Source organism: Sphingomonadaceae bacterium OTU29LAMAA1 (genome assembly GCA_024072375.1).
Taxonomy (GTDB): domain Bacteria; phylum Pseudomonadota; class Alphaproteobacteria; order Sphingomonadales; family Sphingomonadaceae; genus Sphingomonas.
The window spans coordinates 3,175,709-3,194,888 of sequence record CP099617.1; the positions used below are offsets into that span (position 1 = coordinate 3,175,709).

Annotated in this window: 14 protein-coding genes; 3 read left to right on the plus strand and 11 right to left on the minus strand. The window is 67.9% G+C overall.

Annotated elements, in window-relative coordinates; all coding sequences use genetic code 11:
* Position 1 precedes the first annotated feature (1 nt).
* From NF699_15300 to NF699_15340, 9 genes are all read right to left on the minus strand, one after another.
* Complete coding sequence (locus tag NF699_15300) at positions 2 to 1,240, minus strand: NarK/NasA family nitrate transporter (GenBank protein ID USU04395.1); 1,239 nt, start codon at positions 1,238 to 1,240, stop codon at positions 2 to 4.
* A gap of 254 nt (positions 1,241 to 1,494) precedes the next feature.
* Entirely contained in the window at positions 1,495 to 2,697 is a 1,203-nt protein-coding gene (locus NF699_15305; GenBank protein ID USU04396.1) for an ABC transporter substrate-binding protein, read from the minus strand.
* Positions 2,697 to 3,275, minus strand: a complete 579-nt coding sequence (locus NF699_15310; GenBank protein ID USU04397.1) for an ANTAR domain-containing protein — start codon at positions 3,273 to 3,275, stop codon at positions 2,697 to 2,699. The genes NF699_15305 and NF699_15310 overlap by 1 nt, the downstream gene beginning before the upstream one ends.
* 103 nt (positions 3,276 to 3,378) lie before the next feature.
* A complete protein-coding gene (locus tag NF699_15315) occupies positions 3,379 to 3,714 on the minus strand; it encodes an STN domain-containing protein (protein USU04398.1) in 336 nt (111 codons plus the stop codon).
* A gap of 64 nt (positions 3,715 to 3,778) precedes the next feature.
* Complete coding sequence (locus NF699_15320; GenBank protein ID USU04399.1) at positions 3,779 to 5,092, minus strand: APC family permease; 1,314 nt, start codon at positions 5,090 to 5,092, stop codon at positions 3,779 to 3,781.
* Complete coding sequence (locus tag NF699_15325; protein ID USU04400.1) at positions 5,089 to 6,552, minus strand: septum formation initiator; 1,464 nt, start codon at positions 6,550 to 6,552, stop codon at positions 5,089 to 5,091. Before NF699_15325 ends, NF699_15320 begins: the two co-directional genes overlap by 4 nt.
* A gap of 1 nt (position 6,553) precedes the next feature.
* Complete coding sequence (locus tag NF699_15330; GenBank protein ID USU04401.1) at positions 6,554 to 7,741, minus strand: pyridoxal phosphate-dependent aminotransferase; 1,188 nt, start codon at positions 7,739 to 7,741, stop codon at positions 6,554 to 6,556.
* A 73-nt stretch (positions 7,742 to 7,814) separates the two neighbouring features.
* Positions 7,815 to 10,895 (minus strand): TonB-dependent receptor, encoded by a 3,081-nt coding sequence (locus NF699_15335; GenBank protein USU04402.1) that lies wholly within the window; start codon positions 10,893 to 10,895, stop codon positions 7,815 to 7,817.
* Positions 10,896 to 11,063: 168 nt separating this feature from the next.
* Positions 11,064 to 12,479: a peptidase S10 gene (locus tag NF699_15340; protein USU04403.1), complete on the minus strand. Its 1,416-nt coding sequence runs from the start codon at positions 12,477 to 12,479 to the stop codon at positions 11,064 to 11,066.
* Between the two features lie 161 nt (positions 12,480 to 12,640).
* On the opposite strand from NF699_15340, the gene NF699_15345 reads away from it, so the two are divergent.
* The gene (locus tag NF699_15345) at positions 12,641 to 13,879 is read left to right on the plus strand and encodes an aminotransferase class V-fold PLP-dependent enzyme (protein ID USU04404.1); all 1,239 of its coding nucleotides are present in this window, start codon (positions 12,641 to 12,643) and stop codon (positions 13,877 to 13,879) included.
* Between the two features lie 23 nt (positions 13,880 to 13,902).
* Complete coding sequence (locus NF699_15350) at positions 13,903 to 15,399, plus strand: peptidase S10 (GenBank protein ID USU04405.1); 1,497 nt, start codon at positions 13,903 to 13,905, stop codon at positions 15,397 to 15,399.
* A gap of 113 nt (positions 15,400 to 15,512) precedes the next feature.
* Here NF699_15350 and NF699_15355 read toward each other — a convergent pair whose 3' ends face one another.
* Together NF699_15355 and NF699_15360 are read right to left on the minus strand one after the other, a co-directional pair.
* The gene (locus tag NF699_15355) at positions 15,513 to 17,585 is read right to left on the minus strand and encodes an amidohydrolase family protein (protein USU04406.1); all 2,073 of its coding nucleotides are present in this window, start codon (positions 17,583 to 17,585) and stop codon (positions 15,513 to 15,515) included.
* Complete coding sequence (locus NF699_15360) at positions 17,582 to 18,535, minus strand: ornithine cyclodeaminase family protein (GenBank protein ID USU04407.1); 954 nt, start codon at positions 18,533 to 18,535, stop codon at positions 17,582 to 17,584. The genes NF699_15355 and NF699_15360 overlap by 4 nt, the downstream gene beginning before the upstream one ends.
* A gap of 130 nt (positions 18,536 to 18,665) precedes the next feature.
* Here NF699_15360 and NF699_15365 point away from each other — a divergent pair, with 130 nt between their 5' ends.
* Entirely contained in the window at positions 18,666 to 19,139 is a 474-nt protein-coding gene (locus tag NF699_15365) for an Lrp/AsnC family transcriptional regulator (GenBank protein ID USU04408.1), read from the plus strand.
* The last annotated feature ends 41 nt before the right edge of the window (positions 19,140 to 19,180 follow it).

Here is a 19,180-nt window from a genome sequence, read left to right on the forward strand (position 1 = left end):
TTCAGATCCGGACTGTATCGGCGGCGCTCCAGCGCGCCCGCCATCCGGTCTTCACTAGCGTCAGGCCAGTTAAGGCGAGGATAGCGAGGCCGGCGAAGATCAGGAACCCGGACGAAAAGCTGCCGGTGAACTGCTTGGCGATGCCGAGCGACGAGGCGAGATAGAAGCCGCCGATACCCCCGGCGAACCCGACCAGCCCGGTCATCACGCCGATCTCCGCGGCGAAGCGCTGCGGCACCAGCTGGAACACCGCGCCATTGCCGGTGCCGAGCGCCAGCATCGCGCAGACGAACAGCCCCAATGCCGCTTCGACGCTACCGGCCATGCTCACGCCGCCCAGCGCCAGCGCCGCGACGATGAACACCGCGGTCAGCGCCTTCACGCCGCCGATCGCATCGGCCAGTGCGCCGCCCATCGGACGCACCAGCGATCCCGCCAGCACGCATGCGGCGGTGCAATAGCCGGCCTGGATCGTCGTCAGGCCAAAGCGATCGGTGAAATAGATCGGCAGGCTGGCGGCCAGCCCGACGAACCCGCCGAACGTCACGGCATAGAATCCCATCAGCGACCACGCATCGCCGGTCTTCAACGGGGTCAGATACTGGCCGAGGCTCTTGGGTGCGGGCGCGTCCGGCGCATCCTTCGCCATCACCATATAGGCGACGAACACGATCCCCAGCGGGATGCAGGCGAGGCCGAGTACCGCGTTCCAGCCGAACAGCTTGGCGAGGGCAGGGGCGAACAGCGCCGCGAGCACCGTGCCCGAATTGCCCATGCCGGCAAGGCCCATCGCCTTGCCCTGATGCTGCGGCGGATACCAGCGGCTGGCGAGCGGCAGCGCGATGGCGAAGCTGGCGCCGGCGAACCCCAGTATCACGCCGAGCGCGAGCGTACCGGCAAAGCTGTTCACGCCCAGCATCCAGGCGGAGAACAGCCCGATGATGACGATGATCTGACTGATCGCGCCCGCCTTTTTCGGTCCGATCCGATCGACGAGCAAGCCGTTGACCACGCGCAGGATCGCCCCCGCCAATGTCGGCGTGGCGACCATCAGCCCCTTTTCGGCCGGGGTCAGCGCCAGCGTCTTCGCGATCTCCGGCGCGAGCGGCCCGAGCAGCACCCACACCATGAACGCGAGGTCGAAATACAGGAACGCGGCGATCAGCGTCGGCGTATGCCCGCTCTGCCAGAAGCCCGTCTTTTCCGTCGTCGTATCGTCTTGCCAGAGTGCCGTGGCCATATGCCGTCCCCCATCTGCGATGGACAAAGAAAAAGCCGCCAGGACGGCGGCCATCGCTGGCTGCATCCTGGCGGCTTCGTTGCCGTGGACGGGTGGCGTCACCGCCGTCCCGTCGCCGCAGAGCCTGCCCCCCGTTGGAAAGGCGCTGCGTCTATTTCGTGTCCGGCATCATTGCCCGACGATTCGAAAGCTGCCTGATTCGCAGGGTCTGCGCAAGTGCATTTCGCACATGCAGCAAATCATCGGCCGCGCCGCTACCCCGCCAGCCCGGCGAGATAGGCCGGTATCTCGTCCGGATCGAACGCCCGTCCGTCGAAGAACCGGTCACTTCCCAGGATCAGCCGCCCCTGCGTCGCGCCCACTCCGGTCGCTTCCCCGATCGACCCTTCCATCTTCGAACTCGCGCCCGGCAGGGTCGCCGACGATCCCGCCAGCGCCGCCCGGTACAGGTCCGGCCGAAACACTCCTTCCGCCGCCTTCGCCTCCGCCGCGGAGAACGGCGTGCCGTCCCACCGCGTCATCTGCGAATAGAGCCACGCGGCCTGACTGCGCCACGGGAAGTTCGCCGCCTCCCGGTACTGGAACATGAAATCCGGAATGTGCAGCGCCTCCGCATCGCGCGTCAGCCGCACCCGGTCCGTAATCGCGCGCAGCACCGTCTCCGGCGGCGCATTGCAATATTCCGGACGCGACAGAATCGCCGCGCTGTCCTCCGCCGTGTCCGGCGCGACGAAATGTGCCGCGGCCCGGTGCAGCGCGCGGATCAGCGCCGCGACCTCCTCGCCCCGCTCCGCCACCGTATCGCTGCGCAGCGCCAGCACCTTCTCCACGCCCCGCCGCCAGATCTGCGCGGTGACCATCGCGATCCGCCCGACCCCGCGATCGACCGCGATGCTGTTCCACGGCTCGCCGACGCAGATGCCGTCGACCTCGCCCGCCGCCAGCGCATCGGCGGCGAAGGGCGGGCTGGTCACGACGATCTCGACGTCGCGATCGGGCTGGATACCCACCGCCGCCAGCCAATAGCGCAGCATGTAATTGTGGCTGGAATAGCGATGCACCACCCCGAACCGTAGCCGCGTTCCCGCCGCCGCCCGCTCCACCGCCACCGTCCGCAGCCGCGCGCCCAGCGCCACCGGATCCGCCAGCCCCCCGCCAAGCTCCACCGCCGCCGCCAGCGCCGTCGACAGCGTCACCGCATTCCCGTTCAGCCCCAGCACGAACGGCACGCTCAGCGACACCGCCGGCCGCCCCCGTCCCAGACTGGTCGCGATCGCCAGCGGCGCGATCAGGTGCGCGGCATCCGTATGCCCGTACAACAAGCGGTCGCGCACCGTCGCCCACGTCAGGTCGCGCACCAGCTCGATGCGCACGCCCTCGGCCGCGGCAAACCCCTGTTCGTGCGCCAGGATCGGCAGCGCGGCATCGACCAGCGGCAGGAAACCGATGCGGAACATCACAAATCTCCCATCAGCGCATCGCTGGTGACAATGGCGTCCGCGATCTCGGCGATCCGCCGGTTGGACTGCATCGCGTGACTGCGCAGCAGCGCATAGGCCGCCGGCTCGTCCAGCCCGCGCCGCTTCATCAGGATCGCCTTCGCCCGGTCCACCGCCTGCCGGTCCGCCAGCGCGCTCTTCGCCTCCGCCAGTTCGGTCTGCAACCGCGCGAAGGCCTGAAACCGGCGGATGGCGAGGTCGAGCACCGGCTTGATCCGCTGCTTGGCGAGCCCGTCGACGATATAGGCGGAAACGCCCGCATCGACCGCGGCCGCGGTGGATTCCGCGTCGCTCTGGTCGACGAACATCGCGATCGGCCGGGCCAGCGCGCGGCTCATCGCGAAATAATCCTCCAGCATGTCGCGACTGGGGTTTTCGAGGTTGACCAGCACCACCTCGGGCCGGGCCGCCTCGAGCTGCGCGAGCAGCGGGCCGGCGGGATCGATCAGCGCGAGATCGCCGAGCCCCGCCTCACGCAGGCCATCCGAGATGATGGCGGCACGGGTCGTGCTGGTATCGATGATCGCGATCCGCATGACACCTCATATGCGCAGGTGCCGTCCGCTGCCAACCGCGCCGGCGATGCGCGTCCGGCAGCGCGGGCGTTTTCAGGCCCGTGCTGCCGGAACGTGCGGTGCCTTATCGGGCGACCGAAAAGCCGCCATGGATCGGCCTGGCCTTCAGCGGCGTGGTGCGCAACATGCGGACAAGTGCCTGTTCGGGGGTCAGATTGCCCTTGGCCAGACCGGTCCTCATCGTACGGGTCGGCCGGCCCTTCACCATGTCCGTATCGATCGAAACCGGGCAGCGGGTGACGCTGGTGAACTTTGCGATCGCCTTGTCCAGCCGCATCGGCGCGATGGCGACCCGGACGCGATCGTTCTGGCAATTGTAGAAGCTGGCATCCTGCGCGCTGGCAGCATGGGGCAGGGTAGCGGCGAAACCGAACATGATCGGCAGCACGAACTTACGCATCAGATGATTCCTATGGCCGAAATGGCCCTTGTGCAGGTGCGACAGCAGGGATGAACAGGTGATGTCAACCCGACGTGTCCGTTCGCCGGTGCGCCCGTGTCCGCAGCTTCAGGAAGCCCAGCCCGCAAAGCATCCAGATGAGAAGCAGCGCATAGGGTCGCCAGTCCGCTTCCATCCCGACGAAGATCAGGACGGTGGCGCACCCCGCACCGGCGTAGCCCAGCGCGCGCATCGTCCGCCGGCCGAACTTGAACGCGGCCGCCTCGTACAGGTCGGGGTGGCGTTCGACGACGCGCGCGGCGGCAAGGCAGATGCTGCCGTATTTCAGCAGATTGGGGATGTTCACCGCCAGGAACAGGAAGGTCAGTTCCATCGGCAGCAGCAGGCCGACGCAGCCGAGCAGGAACACGGCGAACAGCGCCACATGCGGCGTCTGCCAGCGCGGATGAACCCGGCCGAGGGCGGAGGGCAGCATGCCGGACTGGCCCATGGCGTAGAGGCTGCGGCTGAACATCGCGAAGAGGGCATTGAGCGACTTGCCGATCGACAGCACCGCCGCCAGCACGATCAGCGGGGTCGCGGCAGGGCCCATGAAGCGTCTAGCGGCATCGAGGATCGGCGCCTCGCTGGCCCCCAGCGCGTCGCCACCGAGCACGCCCAGCGCGACGAAGCCCACCGCCAGATACAGCAAGGTCGCCGAACCGATCGACAGTGCGATCCCGAGCGGGATCGTCCGGCGGCTGTCCGCGACCTCCGATCCTGCCTCGGTCGCGGCCTCGATCCCGAAGAACAGGCCCATCAGCAAGGGAGTCGCGGCGATCATGCCGTGGACGCCGTGCGGGAAGACGGGTCGCAACCGTGCCGTGTCGACCGCCGTCGCGCCGCCCCAGACGACGAAGACGGCGAACAGGATCAGCATGCCGACGAGCAGGACCTTCTGCACCCGCGTGGCGATATGGACGCCGAACAGGTTCGCGAGGAGCGCGAGCAGCAGCACCGCGAGCATCGTCGGCTTCGTCGGCAGCGGCACCAGCATCGCGGCGTATTTGACGAGCACCAGCGCGAGGACGACGATCGCGCCGACGTTGGCGACGATGCGTGCCCAGCCGATATGGAAGCCCCAGGCGGGATGGAGGAAGCGCGCCGGCCAGACGAACGATGCGCCCGACACCGGATACGCCGAACCGAGGAACGCGTAGCTGACCGCGATCAGATACATCGGCAGCGCGGCGAGCAATGCCGACAGCAGCATCGCCGGACCCGCGATCCGGGCGGCGGGCGCGATCGCCGAAAAGATCGACACGCCGACCGCGGTGCCGAGCCCGAGCGCGACGACGCCCCACAGGTCGATTCCCCTCGCAAGCTTCGCGTCGGTCAATGCGCGGCTCCGGCGGCAAGGAACGCGCGCAGGTCGCGCATCAGCAGCCGCCAGCTCGCGTCGTCCGAATAGGCGACATGGCCGGCGGGGTAGCGCGCGTTGTGGTAGCGATCCGGCGTCAATGTGCTTTGCGCGAACAGGTAATCCGCCGCACCGACGGTGGTGGTGAGATCGTAGAGACCGGTGCCGACGAACAGCCGCAGGCCGGGCGTGGCGGTCATCGCCTGTTCCAGCCGGGCCATGAACGGCCAGTCGTTGAACGGCGAATCGCCCGACCCGTAGCGCCAGTCGTCACCGCCGCGCACGATCACGCGGTAGCCGGCGGCATCGGCGACGCCGATTCGCGTCAGCTGGCCGATCACCGCCTTGCCGTAGCGATCGGATACCGCGGAAAAGGCATCGGCACCGACGGTATCGCCGGCATCGGCGGCCCGCGCTGCGACGTAGCGGGCATCGTAGCGGCCCAGCACCGTCCCTTGCGCACGGAGCAGTTCGACGCGAAACTGCTCCTTCGAGATGCGCAGGTCGTGGGCGAGGTAATAGGTGCGGGGAATGCCGGTGAGCGCTTCCAGCTTCGTCGCGACCGCATCGCGGCTGGCGGCATCGAGCGCACGGCCGCGGAACAGCGCGGCGAGATAGGGTTCGGCATAGGCCGACGCCTCGCGTGCGCTGTCCTGCGGCGTGCACGGCGCGGGGCGGATGTGGTGATAGCAGGCGATGGCGGCCAGCGTCGGCAGCGACACCGGATAGGTGACGACATTGTCCGGCCGCTGCGATGTCTCGATCATGTTGAGCGCCTGCCCGAGCAACAGGACGCCGCGCAGAGTCAGCGCCGGATCCTGTTCGCGCAGGGCATCGACCATCGCGGCGGCGCGGATCGTGCCGTAGCTTTCGCCGAGGATGTAGATCGGCGCACGGTCGCGGCGATGCGCGGCGAGCCAGCCGCGGGCGAGTTGCGCCACCGCGTCCGCATCGCCCTTTACCGAACGATAGAAGGCGGTGTCGGCGTCGGCGGACAGCACGGAAAATCCGGTGCCGGGCGGATCGAGGAAGACGAGATCGGCGACGTCGAGCAACGTGTCGGGATTGGCGGTGACATCGACGGCGGCGGGCAGGGGAGCGGCCGGGTCCTGCGGAACGTGCGCGCGATAGGGGCCGAGCGCGCCCATCTGGAGGTAGGCGGAGGCCGCGCCGGGCCCGCCGTTGAAGACGAACAGGACCGGACGATCCGCACCGGCGGCGCGGCTGTACGAGATATAGCCGCCGGTCGCGTCCGGCCTGCCGGGTTTGCTGGCGACCGGAACCAGTCCGACTTCGGCGGTATAGGCGAACCGCTGCCCGTGGATGACGGCGATCTGTTCGCTGCGCGCCTTGATCGTCGGGGCCGGGGGTGAACCCTGGGCCGCAGCAATGGCCCCGGCGATCAGCATCGCCAATCCCAGCGCCGCCCGGACGATCATCCTATGCCTTCCCCCCGTCATGCCGATCGCGGTAGCGGATCAGGCCATCGGTCAGCGCCTGCAAGCCGTAATCGACATCCGCGGGCGCCCGCGCGAAGCCGATGCGGATATGGCCGGGCGCCCCGAAATACTCGCCCGGCGCGACGATGACGCCGCAGCGATCGGCCAGCCATTCGGAAAAATGTACGGTATCGTCGATCCCGACCAGTCGTGGAAAGGCGATGCAGCCGAACGGCGGCAGCGTGCCGGCGACCAGCCCCCGCTCGCGCCAATGCGCGTGATAGGAGGCCATGATCGGTCGGGCGCGGCGCATGATGTCGGCTCGATACGCCTCGAATATCCCGGGATGTTCGAGCACCAGGGCGGCGACGGCGTGCGACAGGTTCGAAACGCCGAAGTCGATCTCCTCGGCGAGCGCGCGGATCCTGGCGATCGGGCCGTCCGCCGCGACGATCCAGCCACAGCGCAGCGTACTCAGCCCGTGCGACTTGGTCAGGCTGCTGATGCTGATGAACGCGGGCGACGATTGCACCGCGGGCGGCGGGCGGAGCGACGCGTCGACGTAATCGCCATACACTTCGTCGGCGATGACGTGGATGCCGCGCGCCTGCGCCAATGCGCCGATCGCCGCCAGCGTGTCGGCGGACAGCGCCATGCCGGATGGATTGTGCAGGTTGGACAGGACGATCAGCCGCGTGCGCGGGGTGATCGCGGCGGCCAGCGCCTCCACGTCGATCGTGAAATCGTCGCCCCGACGCTGAAAGAAATCGACGCCATAGCCATAGGTTTCGGCGATCTTGTGGAACAGGTCGAATCCCGGATTTTCCACCAGCATGCGGTCGCCGGGTTCCAGCATCGCGCGATAGACCAGCGACAGCGCACCGGTCGCACCGGTGGTGCAGACGATCCGCTCCGCCGGCACCGCATAATGCCGCGCGAGCTGTGCGACGACATAGGGATTACCGCTGGTGAAGGCGCTGGTGTAGCGCGAGGTGATCGTCTCGCCGAACCCCTCCACCACGATCCGGCGCAGATGCTCGACGGGTTCGGGGACCGAGCTGTCGAACAGGCCGACCAGCAGCTTGCGTTCGGAGCGGACGGCACGGATCACCCGGCGGATCCAGGCCGAATAGCTTTCGGTCATCGCCGCAGCGGCAGGGGCAGGGTCGGGGGTATCCGGCCGGGTCATCGTGAGGGGTCCGTATCCGCTCGTCATGAGGCGCGATGGGCGGGTCGCCCGGCGCTGCGGCCGGGCGATACCGTCACTGCAATTTGATCCGCGCACCGGCGTAGAAGCGCCGGCCGACGATATCGCCATAGGCGATCTGCGGATAGGACGGGTCCTTGTCGGTCAGGTTGTCGACGCCGAGGCGCAGCGCGACGCTGCCGAGATCGACCTGCGCCGACACGTCGTGGACGATGTTGCGGGCAAGGACGGGATTGGGCGTGGTTTCGATCGACACGTTCGATCCCGCCGCGGTCCGGTCGCGATATTGCAGCTGATAGGTCAGGCGCAGCGGCCCCTTGCTATAGGCGGCGTTGAACCGCCCGACCCAGGTCGGCGACAGATAGGTGCCGTCGCTGCGCACGAAGGTGGTGCCGGTGACCGAGGTGGTCAGCAGCGTGTTGTGCGTCGCCGACGCGGTCAGTTGCAGGCGGCCGAGATCGCTGGTGCGCAAGAGGTCGCCGATCGCGAACTGGTAATCGACCATGTAGTTTTCACCGCGATAGCGGATGACACCGGCGTTGAAGGTGGTGGTGGTGCCCGTCGCGATGGTGCCGCCGGGGCTGAGCCCGTCGCTGGTGGCGATGCGGGTGAAGGCGCTGCACACGCCCGCCGCCGGATTGGGATCGTCATAGCAGGCGGCGGTGAAATCCTGCGTCGTGAAGGCGGACAGGCCGTCCTTCAGGTCGATCTCGATCCGGTCGGCGCTGATCGTCAGGCCGGGGATCATCCGCGGCTGGAGCAGGATGCCATAGGTCCAGGTGTTCGAGATTTCGTTGCGCAGCGCCGGATTGCCGCCGGTGGTCACCGTGGCGCGGGCGAAATTCTCGGACGGGTTCTGGAAGCGGGCGAGGCGGGCGGCGGCGCTCAAACCCCGGCCGGTGCCGTCGGCATCGACGCCATAGCCCGGATTGGCGGTGAACAGCGCAAGGCAGCTGGCGCGGCGCTGGGCGGGGTTGGGGCCGCCGGTGATGCGATCGGCGTCGCAGGGATCGAATCCCGTCGAGTCGAGGCCGCTGGCCGAGGGTGCGAGCAATTGCGTCAGCGTCGGCGCGCGGAAGTTGCGGCTGCGCGATCCGCGCAGCGTCACGCCGCGAACGACTTCCCAGCGCAGCCCGAGATCCCAGACGTTCTCATGCCCGGCATAGCTGTTGTCGACGTAGCGGAACGCGCCCTTCGCCTCGAGCAGGCGGACCAGCGGCAACTGGAAGTCCTTGCCGATCAGCGGGACGATCAGCTCGGCCGACATCTCGTCGGTGTTGTAGCCGCCGGACTGGCCGACCTGACGCACCCCCGTGCCGAAGCTGCCGAGCCGGTTGGCGGCGAGCGGGTCGAAGCGGGCGCGTTCGTCGCGGTGTTCGTAGGCGATGCTGAAGTCGGCATTGCCGGTCGGCAGTGTGGCGAGCGTGCCGCCGAGCGTGGCGAGCAGGTCCGCCTGTTCGTTGGTCCAGTCGGTGCCGGCGCGGGTGCTGACGTAATTGCGCGCCGCGGCGCTGACGTTGCCGTCGCCGAACGGGTTGATCGGTGCGCAGGCGGCATCGTTGTTCGACGGATTGGCGTCGGCATTGATCGCGCAGACGATCTGGCCACCGCTCGACACCGCGTTGATCGCGTTCTGGAAACGGCTGTTGACCACCTGCCAGCTCCGCTGCGCACCCTCGACACGCGCATAGCTGCCGGCGAGCGACCAGTAGAAGTTGCGGGCACCGACGTCGAAGTCGCCCTCCAGCGCCAATGCCGCGCGATACGTGTCCGTTCGCGTCGTCTGGTCGTTCGCCGGCGTCAGGTCGTAAAAATACTTGGACAGGTACAGCGGCGCGCCGCCGGCGAACGCCGGGTTGGCGGCGCCGAGCAGGGTGCGCGCCTGCGTCGACAGATAGGGGTTGGCGTTGGTGAAGACGACCGGACCGTTATACGCGCCGGCATTGAGCGTGGTATAGCTGTTGCCCTGCGGGATTTCCGTCCCGATGGTGCGGGCGTAGAGCAATTCGGTCGAAATGGAGATGCGATCGGTCAGGTCGTAATGGCCGACCAGATTGGCGGTGTAGCGCTCCACGCCGGTGCGCAGGCCCGCGAGCGCCTGATATTTGAAGCCGTCGCCGCCCGCGGCGAAGGGAATGCCCTGCAAGACGCCGGTGTTGTACGGGATGACGCTGCCGTCCGGCGAGAATTGCAGCGCGTTGCCGCCGCTGCGCGCCAGAAACTGGCTGACCGGCGCGGCGCGCGTGAAGATCACGCCGTTGCTGTTGAATGGCCAGAAGGCGGCGTTGAAGATTTCCTTCACCGCCGGGATGCCGTCCGCGGGACCGGTGTCCGCGGTGTTGCTGACGGTCAGCCGGCCGAGGTTGGAAAGCGGGCGGGCACCGAACAGCAGCGTCGGCGACTTCGAATAGCCGAGGTCGATCGCGACATTGCCGCGACCGCCGCCGAAGTTGACGCCGGCGGTGGCACGCAGGCTGTGCGTGGCATAATCGCCGCGGCTGGAAATGCCGTTCTGTGCATCGAGTTCGAGGCCCGAAAAGTCTTTCTTGACGATATAGTTGACGACGCCGGCGATGGCATCCGATCCATACACCGCCGCGCCGCCGCCCTGATAGACTTCGACCCGGTCGAGCAATCCGAGCGGGATGATGTTCGCATCGACGAAGGCATTGCCGACGCCATCCGCCGAGCCGATGCCCGATCCGGTGGTGACCATGCGGCGGCCGTTGAACAATGTCAGCGTGCGGCCCGGCCCGAGGTTGAACAGGTTGGGCGCCTGATAGCCCGGACCGCTGGCGTTGCCGCTGCCGTCCGCCTGGTTGAGGACCGGCGCGTTCGAGGGCAGGTTGTTGAGCGCATCGGCGGCGGTGATGAAGCCGCGATCGGTAATCGTCTGCGTGGTGATCTCCGCGACCGGAGCGGCATTGTCGAGGCCGGCGCGGCGGATTCGCGATCCGGTGACGACGATGGCGTCGTCGGCGTCGGGGGCGGCATCGGCACTGGTCGCGATCGATTGGTCGGCGGGTGCTTGCTGGGCGGCGGCTTGCTGGGCGAAGGCCGGCGTCGCGACCAGTGCGGCGAGAACCGCCGTCGATGCCATCAGTCCCCGGATCATCCCGTTATGTGCGTGCTGCATGAAGCCCCCTTCTTGTCGCGTGTTCGACGATCGGTGCGGCTTGGCCGTCTGCGATCGATCCGTGCCGGGAAGGATAGCGGGAATGACGGGGCAATTTTCGGCGTTGGTGAGGCCGATACGATGACCTGGGGTTCAAAATGGCAGGACTTCGCATCCGGCGCGCAAAATTTATGCGCCCTGCCCTAGAAAGGCGGAGAGTTCGTTGCCGAACCGGCGCGTTTCGCGCGGGTCTTCATACATCATGTGACCACCCGCATAGCAGCGCAGCGTAAACCGCTGTGGCAGCCCGGCGGGAAGGGCGGCCACGGTCGCGGCATTGCCGGCGCAGCTGTTGAGGGAATCGTACAGCCCGGTGGCGACCCAGACGCGCAAGGCCTGGTTCTTGGCCATCGCGCGCTGGATCCAGGGCTGCGAGGCGCTGGGCGGCCCTTCGCCAGCCATGGCGCGGGCGAGCGATGCCTTCGTGATCGGCGACTGGTCGTATCGCCACTGGCCGCCGACATCTGCGGCGGGATCGTCGATGCCGGCGTAGCTCCCGGCGGTGTAGCCGAGCTGGGTGCGGTAATAGGCTATGGCGATCGCGTCTTCGCCGGCGGTGTCGGGACTGGCGGACTGGCGCATGTCGAAGATGCCGAGCGTCTTGCCTTCCCCGGCGAGCAGGCGGGTGCGGAAGTCGCGGGGAGATACCCAGAGCGTCTTCGCATCGATCGTGGCGGGGGCTAGGCCCTGATAGCGGGCGAGCGCCGCGACGATCGCGGTCCGCTGTGCAGCGTCGAGGGCGGCAGGCGCGGCGAGGGCGGGGGCGTAAGTGGTCTCCGCCCAGCGTTGCACCTCGGCGAGGGTCTTCGCCTGATCGCGCTGGAGGTCGGGCGACAGCTTGCCGAGCGCGAAGGCGGTGGCGGTGCGGTTGACCAGCGACAGCGCGCGGCGGCGTTCTCCGTGTTTCTCCTCGCCCAGCGGGATACCGCCGGAGATCAGCGCGACGCCGCTGACGGGGATGCGCTGGTCGACCAGCGCTTCCGCGACGCCCGATGCGCGCCACGTGCCGAAGCTTTCGCCGACGAGGGCGAGCGGGCTGGCGCGGCGAGCGTACCGGTCGCGAAAGCCGCGCACGAAGTCGGCGGTGGCGGCAATGTCGGCGACGGTGCCGTAGAAGGCGCTGGCCTGCGCCGGGATGGCGGCGCGGCTGAAGCCGGTGCCGACCGGATCGACGAAGACGAGATCGGTGGTGGCGAGCGGGCTGGCGGGATTGTCGACGAGCTTGCCGTCACGGATGATACGCGGGCCGACGGCATGGAAATGGAGCGTGCGGGAATCGGCGCCCGGGCCGCCGTTCCAGACGAAGCTGAGCGGGCGCCTGTGACGGGGGATGCGACCGGGGACGAGATAGGCGGTATAGACGATCTGCGCTCTGGCCTCGCCGATCCGGACCGGCAGTGCGCCGACACAGGCGATATAGGCGATGCGCTTGCCGGCGATCATGGCGTCATGCCGGGTTTCCACCGCATCGGCGGCACAGGTGCGGGCGCTTGCAGGCATCGCCGTCGCGGCCAGAACCAGCATCGTCAAACCCCATCGCATCATCGCGCTACTCCCTCACCGCTGGGTAGCGGGTAAGTTGTGGAATGTTTATGCGCAGGAGGACGGTCGCGAACCGCGTCCCACCACCTCGGGCATCACGCGCCGCCGAGGACGCAATATCTATGCGAGCGGATTGCGCTACGCTGCCGTCGACGGGGGGAACGATGGCGGCCAACGGGGTGACACGGCGCGACATGCTGGCTGGGACTGCGGCCCTGCCGCTGGCGGCGCGCGGCGCGGCGGCGGTGCCAGCGACCTTGCCCGACCGGACGAGCTTCGCGCCGATGCCGGGCACCTACCTCGATAGCGGGACAATGCACCCCGTGCCGATCGGAGCACGTGACGCGGCGCGGGTCTATCTCGATCAGCGCGCGACGATGGACGGGTATTTCGCGACGGATGCGGTCGAGGAGCGGGTAAAGGCGAACTTCGCGAGGCTCATCAACGCGACGTCAGCGGAGATCGCCTTCGTCCAGAGCACCACGGCGGGCGAGCAGGCGATCATCGATGCGCTCGGCTTTCCACGCGAGACGGGGCGGATCGTCATCGATACGCTGCACTTCTTCGGGTCGTTCTACCTGTACGAGGAACTGGCCAGACAGGGCGTCGAGGTCGTCTGGCTCCGCCCCCGCGCGAACCGGATCGCGATCGACGACATCGAGCGCGCGATCGTGCCGGGCACGCGGCTGGTCGCGCTGTCGCTGGTGTCGACCTACAATGGCTTCGAGCACGACCTGAAGCAGGTGTGCGCGATCGCGCATGCCAAAGGCGCGCTGGTCTATGCCGACATCATCCATGCCGCGGGCACGGTGCCGATCGACGTGCGGGCGAGCAACGTCGATTTCGCCGCCTGCGCCAGCTATAAATGGCTGATGGGGGATTTCGGTCTGGGCTTCCTCTACGTCCGCGCTGACCTGCACGATCGATTGCGGCGGACACGCCACGGCTATTACCAGCTCGCCGGGTTCGACCCGCACGTCTATCCGTTCGATGCACCGGCAACGAAGGCGGATTATCCGATCGCCGACGTGACGCGTCGTCCCGATATGGAGGGGCTGTTCGCGGGCGGCACCCATGCGCATGCGGTATCTGCGATGCTCGACTATTCGCTGGAGCGTATCCTGACGCTGGGCGTCGATCGGATGACGGCATATCGCCAGCCCCTGTTGCAGCGCCTGCATACCGGACTGGCGAGCCGCGGCTATACCGTCGTGACGCCGCCGGAAAGCCGGACGCCGCTCGTCACCTGCGTGCTGGAGGGCGCGCGCGAGCGTCTGGCCACGCCGCTCAAGGCGGCCAAGGTGCAGATCACGCTGTCGCGCAATCGCTTCCGCATCAGTCCGTCGGTGTTCAACACCATGGACGATATCGAGCGCCTGCTCGCCGTGCTGCCCCGCGCGTGACCCCGAACGAAAGGCTCCTGCCGATGCGCCGTCTCGCTCCCCTTGCCGCGCTGCTGCTCACGCCGGATGCGCTGCATGCGCAGGACGAGGGCAATGCGCCGATGTCGCCGGCCTTCCTGCGGGCGATGGAGCCGATGGTTCCGCGCGATGCCACCAGCGCGCGGGTGGTGACGACGCGGCACCGCATCACGCTGGGCGGCAAGCCCTTCGCCTATCGTGCGATCGTCAGTGAACAGCCGATGCCGGGCGCGGACGGCACACCCGTCGCGGTCGGCGTCAGCTACGCCTATGTCGCCGAAGGTGGAGCGAAGCGGCCGGTGCTGTTCGTGTTCAACGGCGGACCGGGCGCGTCGTCGTCGCCGTTGCACATGCAGGCCTTCGGGCCGCGACGGATGGTCGGCAGCGGCGACGCGGCGCATCTGGAGGACAATCGCTTCACCCTGCTGGACATCGCCGATCTGGTGTTCATCGATCCGGTCGGCACCGGCGCGTCGATGCCGATCAAGGGCAAGGATGCATCCGCCTATTTCGGGGTCGGCGGCGATGCGCGGGGCGTCGGGTCGATGATCGAACGCTGGTTGGCGGCGAACGGGCGGACGGGCTCGCCGGTGCTGCTGGTCGGTGAAAGCTATGGCACGGCGCGCGCGCTCGCGATCCTCAACGAGACGATGGCGGCCAAGAAGGCGCTGCCCGATGGCATCGTGCTGTTGTCGCTGGCCGTCGGCGACAGCGACGGACCGGTGGTGTCCGACGTGGTGCTGTTCCCGACGCTGGCGGCGGTCGCCTGGTATCACGCCGCGATCGATCGCGGCGGCATGACCGTCGCGAAATATTACGATGCGGCGCTGCACTTTGCCCAGACCGATTATGCCGCGGCGTTGATGCAGGGGCCGGCGCTACCGATGACGGAAAAGCGGCGGGTGGCCGCGCGGATGGCGGCGCTGACCGGTATCCCCGCGGCGACGATCGAGGCGAAGGACCTGCGGCTGGAGCGGCGCGACTTCATGCTCGGGCTGCTCGCGGCAAAGGGGTTGCGGACCGGGCAGCTGGACGGGCGGGCGACGCGAGCCATCGCGGAGAGCAAGCTGCGACCGCCGTTCGACGATCCGTCGATGTCGCTGGGGTCGGGAACGGCGACGCTGATCGAGCGGTATCTGGGGCAGGAGCTCGGCTATACCGTGCCGGGTGCGTATCGCAGCCTGAACCTTGGCATCAACTTCAAATGGAGCTGGGACAAGGAATATGGCGGCAGCTATCGCGCCATGTCGTTCGCACCGTATCTGAAGGCGGCGATGGAAGCGAAGCCGACGCTGCGGATGTTCGCTGCCGGTGGCTATTACGACATCACCACGCCTGTCTACGCGGGGCAGTTCGCGGTGGAGCAGCATGGCGTGCCGGCGGACCGTGTGGCGTTTCATCGCTATGCGGCAGGCCATTCGGCGTTCGAGGATGCGGACGCGCTGGCGGCGCTGAGCGGGGATCTGCACCGGTTCGTGGCGGAGGTTGTCGCCGGGCGGTAATTCTGCCGGCGAGAGAGGGTCGTCGTTACGTCTCAAGCGCTTCGCGCCTCGCTTCCACTCCCGCCGGGAGAGGGAACGACGCCGGGGGCGGCGCAGGTGCGGGTGTTTGCAGGTCAGAAGAGGAATTCGTCCATCGCATCGTGCGCCGGGCCGGAGCCGGCGGCTTTGGCGGTTGCCTTCGGCAGCGCCAGCTTCGGCGCGGCGGCGAATGGCTTTACCCCGAACGCCGGGTAGATTTCCGAAGGGAAGTACAGCGTGCCGTCCTTCACCACCATCGCGATGCGGTGCAGTTCGCCCAGATCGCGCATCGGATCGCCGGGTAGCAGGATGAAATCCGCCAGTTTCCCCCGCGCAATCGAACCGAGTTGCTGGTCGCGGCCCATATAGTGTTCCGGCGCGAGCGTCGCCAACCGGAGCACGTCGGGGATCGGGATGCCGGCCTCGGCATAGATCTGCAATTCGCGGTGGACGGACAGGCCGGTCTGGTCATCGGTGCCGGGGAGCAGGAGGATGCCGCGGTCGTGGAGCAGTTTCAGCACCTGCTTCACCTTCGCCATCGCGCCGTCGTAGGCGGCGGTGTCGGTCGCGTTCGCGATCGGGGCGATCGCCTGCTGACGACGGCGTTGCAGGCCGATCGGCAGGTGGTCGATATAATCGGCGACTGCCGGATTGGGCTTGCCGTCACGGCCGCCCATCAGCAGTTCGAGCGTCACTGCGGTGGGATCGTGCGCGATCCTGCCGGAGGCCATCAGGTCGATCGTCCGCTGCACGGGTGGGCTGCGAAGGTCGAGCGTCGCGGTCCGCTTCATCGCGGTCAGGCGCAGCGGCGTGCGCGTGTCTTCCTTCGGATCGAGCACCCAGCCGAGCATCAGCTGGTTGATGTGCGTCACCTCGTCATAGCCGGCGCCGATCATCGCATCGGCGTTAGTGAAGGCAGGGATATGGCCGGTGACGGTCATCCCCAGCCGATGCGCCTCGCGCGTGATCGCCGGCACCCAGGCGGGGTTCATGCTGTTGTAGATCTTGATCTGCCAATGGCCGCGCGCGGCGTACCAGCGCACCGCGTCCAGCGCCGCGGCCTCGCTGTCGGCGACGATGCCGAGCCGCGCGGAATACGGACTGCGCCCTTCGAGGAAGCCGTTGGCGGTGATGCGCGGGCCGGCGACCTCGCCTGCGGCGATGCGGTGGATCAGGTCGGGCAGAAAGGCATTGTCGTTGCCCATGTCACGTACCGAGGTGACACCCGCGGCAAGATAGAGGAGCGCGGATTCGAGGCTGACGTGCGCATGCATGTCGTGCAGGCCCGGCATCAGCGTGCCGCCCGCGCCATCGATCAGCGCTTCACCGGGTGAGGCGGGGGCATCCAGCGGCTGGATGCCGGTGATCCTGCCATCGGCGAACACCACCGACACCGGATCGCCACGCTTGCCCGATACGGGATCGAACACGCGAACGTTGCGGATACGGACAGGCGCATCGACGCGATGCGCGAAACGTTGCTGGAGCGCCGCATAGCGCTGCGCGGTAAGCCGGGTCGCGATCGCGGAGAGCGCGGGCACGTCGCCCTCATGCCCTTCGCGAACCGTCGCACCGCCGGTGTCGAGCACGGCGAACAGCGCCTGCTTCTCGTCGAGCAGGATCAGGTCGGGCGACAGGTCGATGCCGCTGATCGCATAGACCTGATAGCGTGCGGTCCCGATCGTTGCGGGGCCGAGCGGGTCGATGTGCAACTGGCCGCCCGGCAGCGCGGGAAGCGTGTTCTTCGGCGCCTTGAGCAGTGCACGGGCGTAGAGGCCGAGCGCCCAAGGACTAGCCGACTGGCCGATGTAGAGTGCGGCGCCGTCAACCTGCGCCTGTCGCGCGCCCATCGCGTCGGTCCAGCGCGCGATGCCGTCGTCGCGGGCGAAACGCTCGTGGACGTCGCCACCGAACGTCGCCTTGCCGTCGAGGGTCCAGCGCAGCGGCAATCCATCCGGGCCGAGGTCGATCGCCTCGTCCATCGTCGGGCCGCGACCGTTGTTCTTGACGTCGTAATGGATCGCGACGCGGTCGCCGGTGCGGACCGCATCGACGCTGCCGACCTTTTCACCATTGGCGATGACCGACAGGCGTTCATGGACTTGGGCTGCGGCAGCAGATGCGCTTGCGAGCAGCACCACGAGCAGGGCGACGGGGATCAGCTTCAAGGCCGCGAACTCCGGTAGAGGTGCGCGGCGGCGGCGAGGTCCTGCACCGCATGGCCGAGCGATTTGTAGAGGGTGATGTCGGCGGCGTGGGTGCGACCGGGAACCCGACGCAGCAGCACCTCGCCGATCTCCGCGACGATGTGGGCGTTGGTGACGAGGCCGGCGTCGCGCACGACGAGGAATTCGGCGGCGGCGTCGCGGGCGGAGGCAATGCTGTCGGCGATGTAGCGGCCCTTGAGAACGAGGGCGCTGTCGACCTCGACCGGGCCGGGGCCGCTCGATCCGACGAGGTTGACGTGGGTGCCGGGACGGACCCAGTCGCCGAGGATCACCGGCTGTGCGGCGGTGGTCAGCGTACAGATCACGTCGGCTGCGCCGGCGGCGGCTGCGAGGTCGTCGGCGCGTTCGCAGGGGAGGTCGGGGAAGGCGGCGATCAGCGCATCGACCTTGTCCGGCGAGCGGCCCCAGATCAGCACGCGCCCGAACCGGCGAACCAGCGGCAGTGCGTGAAGGTGCGTGTGCGCCTGTCCGCCGGTGCCGACGATCAGCAAGGTGGTGGCGTCTGCCCGGGCGAGCGCATCGGTGGCGACCGCACTGGCCGCGGCGGTGCGGATGTGCGTGATCTCCTCGGCATCGGCGATCGCGACCGGGCGGCCTTCGACGGGTTCGAACAGCACGACGACGCCGCGGTGACGGCGTTTACCGGGCGATCGGGGGTCGGCGAACACGCTGATCGTCTTGGTGCCGAAAAAATCCTGCTCGCCCAGGGCCCCCGGCATCTGCGCGAAGGTGCGGCCCGGCCCCAGCGACAGCATCGTCCGCAGCAACTGGCGGGTGGTGCCGGCGGACAGCGCCTGCATCGCCTCCCGCACCACCCGGATACAATCGGGATAGGTCAGGCCGGCGCGGACCGCGTCACTGTCGAAGATTGCCAGATCGTCGCGCGTCATGTTCGCTTCTCCGTCAGCCTGCCCCGCGCCCAGCCTAATGCGGGTGGCACGCAAAAGCTTGTCGATCGTTCGCGCCCATGGTGAGATGGCTGCAGCTTCAATCCCCGTTTTGCCGGAACCGTGCATAATCATGGCTGAAACTCTCGATCGCCTCGACCTCAAGATCCTGGACCGCCTGCAGATCGACTCATCCGAATCGTCGAGCGAGATCGCCGATCGCGTCGGCCTGTCGCAGTCGCCATGCTGGCGGCGCATCCAGCGGCTGAAGGACGAGGGCTATATCAAGGCGCAGGTCGCGGTGCTCGATCGTGAGAAGTTCGGCGAGAGCATGTACATCTTCGCGCAGCTGAAGATGGGCCGGCTGAGCGACGAGGGGCGTGAGCGCTTCATGCGGGCGGTGGAGGAATGTCCGGAGATCACCGAGGCCTATACGCTGTTCGGCGAGATGGACGTGATGCTGAAGGTGCTGGCGCCGAGCATGGGCTGGTATCAGAATTTCACCTTCCGCACGCTGCTGCGGCTGCCGGGGGTCGAGGACATCCGTTCGATCGCGACCCTGTCCGAGGTGAAATGCACGCATCGATTGCCGCTGCCGGCGGCGTGATCGGGGCGCATGCTCGCATTGGCCCGCGTGGCCCCGCATAC

Bases quoted from the DNA above. Each gene is read 5' to 3' on its own strand.
- NF699_15350 (USU04405.1), top strand. From the start codon at position 13,903: ATGCGCCGTCTCGCTCCCCTTGCCGCGCTGCTGCTCACGCCGGATGCG.
- NF699_15325 (USU04400.1), bottom strand. From the start codon at position 6,552: ATGATCGTCCGGGCGGCGCTGGGATTGGCGATGCTGATCGCCGGGGCC.
- NF699_15305 (USU04396.1), bottom strand. From the start codon at position 2,697: ATGTTCCGCATCGGTTTCCTGCCGCTGGTCGATGCCGCGCTGCCGATC.
- NF699_15335 (USU04402.1), bottom strand. From the start codon at position 10,895: ATGCAGCACGCACATAACGGGATGATCCGGGGACTGATGGCATCGACG.
- NF699_15365 (USU04408.1), top strand. From the start codon at position 18,666: ATGGCTGAAACTCTCGATCGCCTCGACCTCAAGATCCTGGACCGCCTG.
- NF699_15345 (USU04404.1), top strand. From the start codon at position 12,641: ATGGCGGCCAACGGGGTGACACGGCGCGACATGCTGGCTGGGACTGCG.
- NF699_15300 (USU04395.1), bottom strand. From the start codon at position 1,240: ATGGCCACGGCACTCTGGCAAGACGATACGACGACGGAAAAGACGGGC.
- NF699_15330 (USU04401.1), bottom strand. From the start codon at position 7,741: ATGACCCGGCCGGATACCCCCGACCCTGCCCCTGCCGCTGCGGCGATG.
- NF699_15315 (USU04398.1), bottom strand. From the start codon at position 3,714: ATGCGTAAGTTCGTGCTGCCGATCATGTTCGGTTTCGCCGCTACCCTG.
- NF699_15310 (USU04397.1), bottom strand. From the start codon at position 3,275: ATGCGGATCGCGATCATCGATACCAGCACGACCCGTGCCGCCATCATC.
- NF699_15340 (USU04403.1), bottom strand. From the start codon at position 12,479: ATGATGCGATGGGGTTTGACGATGCTGGTTCTGGCCGCGACGGCGATG.
- NF699_15360 (USU04407.1), bottom strand. From the start codon at position 18,535: ATGACGCGCGACGATCTGGCAATCTTCGACAGTGACGCGGTCCGCGCC.